Source organism: Pseudoruegeria sp. SK021, from assembly GCF_002119405.1.
Classification (GTDB): domain Bacteria; phylum Pseudomonadota; class Alphaproteobacteria; order Rhodobacterales; family Rhodobacteraceae; genus Meridianimarinicoccus.
In genome coordinates, this window is record NZ_MTBG01000085.1 from 1 (window position 1) to 2,488 (window position 2,488).

1 protein-coding gene and 1 pseudogene are annotated in these 2,488 nt (G+C 48.4%); one reads left to right on the plus strand and one right to left on the minus strand.

The window, feature by feature from the left end; genetic code table 11:
• Nucleotides 1–235 precede the first annotated feature (235 nt).
• Complete coding sequence (locus tag BV911_RS18595) at nucleotides 236–1,735, minus strand: NAD(P)/FAD-dependent oxidoreductase (protein WP_240512372.1); 1,500 nt, start codon at nucleotides 1,733–1,735, stop codon at nucleotides 236–238.
• A gap of 453 nt (nucleotides 1,736–2,188) precedes the next feature.
• Here BV911_RS18595 and BV911_RS18600 point away from each other — a divergent pair.
• Nucleotides 2,189–2,360 (plus strand): annotated as a pseudogene (locus BV911_RS18600) (IS5/IS1182 family transposase); the annotation flags it as partial.
• Nucleotides 2,361–2,488 lie beyond the last annotated feature (128 nt).

Sequence of the window (2,488 nt, forward strand, 5' to 3'; positions counted from 1 at the left end):
CTCAGCCCCGCGTTATAATCAGCCCAGTTCGTCGTCTTGTAGGTAGGTGATGTCGGTTTGCTCATGCTGGCCAGCTACCACACTGGATTCACGACATGAATCCCTCCGTGATTTGTGCAACATAGCCCTTTCGATGCTGAACAAGTGGGTCCAGAAGCGTCGACATGGGTTTAACGATGTACCCGCACACGACGGCATCCTGATGGTGTATTAGCGCCAGTTGGACCAATTGACTTTATGCTGCGATTCTTTTGCCGTGCTTGCGGCGCTTCCCTTCCTTAGATTTCAACTCTTCCTCTGACAACTCGAACTCCTCATGATAGGATCGTTCGACGTTCACCGACCAAAGATCGTGGTTTTCTCCAAGAATATTCCTTGCCGCAAACATGGCCGAAAGCATAGAGTGATCCTGATTATTGTAACGGTGCAATCCATTTCGTCCAACTGTCTGGAAGTTTTCCAACGTATCCAGCCAGGCCCTGATCTTTTCCAGCGCTTCTTGATATTCTCCATCATAGACCGGATATGCTTTTGGTTGACGGATGACGGCGGCGTCGATCACATGTTCCCGACCACACAACCCCAGTTCCTCTAGTTCCTCACCTGCCAACGTTCGCAATTCGTCTTCGGACATATTCCACAATCCATCGCCTTTCTGACAGAAGTATTCCATCCCTATGGATGCCGTATTTGGATCAGGAACCATCTCGGGAGACCAGGCTGAAAAATTTTGAATCCGGCCAACCTTTACCAGGGGGCTATGGATGTAAATCCAATTATCGGGGAAAGGTTCAGCGTGATCCAAGACCAATGTAACGATTAAAAAATCTCGGTACTTCAGTCTATTCGCCGCCTCAACTATATCCGGCGGTGGAGGAGGATCAAAGGCTTGGATCAAATCACGAAGCGCCATGGAATTGATAAATTCTGTTCCGGTAATTCGATTTGTCTCGATGACCTCATTCTTGTCGCTCCAGCGTCGTACATCAACCGACGTGACCCGATTGTCCTGGCGATTCACAGCAATGACTTCGGACATCATCTGAACTTCGCCGCCGTTTTCCTCAATTAACTTTTGTGTCTTCTCCCACATCATCCCGGGCCCCAGACGCGGATACTGAAACTCTTCAATCAAACTGGATGTGTCATTCGCACCAGATATCGCATTCCATACCGCCTTGAACAACGAAAGATTCTTGATTCTTTGCGCAGCCCAATCTGCCCGGATTACCTTTGGATCAATCCCCCAGACTTTCTCAGTATAACTTCGGAAAAAGTGCATATAGAGACGTCCGCCAAAACGATTGATAACCCATTCCTCGAAACTATTCTCTTCGCGGTACGGCCTAATCTGCCATTTGAGATAGCTTGCGATGATTCGCATCGACTCGTATGCGCCAATATTTGATAACGCGTTGAAAATTTTTAAAGGATAATCAAAGTATTTTCCACGGTAGTAGATGCGGCTTTGACGTGGTCGGGTGATCAAATCAACACCGAGAACCTCTTTCCACATCGCTTCAACATCCTCAACTTTGGTAAAAAACCGATGCCCACCGATATCAAAACGGTAGCCGTTATGTGATTCTGTACGAGCAATTCCACCGACAAGGTTCGATCCCTCAAACACGATAGGTCGGTAGTCACTGCTCCTTTTTTGGAGTTCATATGCAGCCGTGAGACCAGCCGGACCACCACCAATCACAACCACGGGAATTTTAGAATTCTCACTCACGACAAACCCCTCTCTCGCCAGAACTTACGATACAACGCCAATCATTAGTATATCGGTATTTTTCGCCTCCCTAATGGCATATTGCGTCGGTTGGTTAATAAGACGCTCACACGAAGGGATCTCAGACTTCCATAATTAAATGTAAAATATTCTCGTGGATATAATTTAGCAGCGATGACGTCGCAACGAAATAGATTTCACTAAGTTATGGAAAAATTCTAAGCATTGGCTTCCTATTGCTTAACAATCCGAGTGATTTCAGTTAATTTTGTATGCTGCATTGTCAATCTATAGCTTATCCGAGACCATTGGGGCGATGGCGGATAGAACCGGCAAAGATCTGTCGGCGTCATGCTGAAAGCATACCTCCCGCTTAACACTGGGTCTCACGCCAATGCCCCCACTCCAGCAGAGGCGAGGAACGATTTGGGCGCATCATGTTAGACGCGCTGCATGAGCAAGCCATGTCCCGCCCGCTATCGCACAACGTTCTGGTCCAGCTCCAATGCGTCTCTGCGGAAGCGGGTTTTTGCTGATCTGGGTGGACCAGGACACGACCTGATGCGCGCCGCGCGACGGTCAGCCCGGACGGCCTTCGTTGTTTCCCGCTGCGGCCATCCGGTTCTCCCAAGTTCGACAGCAAAACGAGTAAGTAATTGATATCGTTATAGCCGAATGGGCCAAAATGTAACTACACGAGCATGATCAGGCGGGTTTTGGCAGATTCAGGGTGTCGAATAGCTCCAGTTGTTG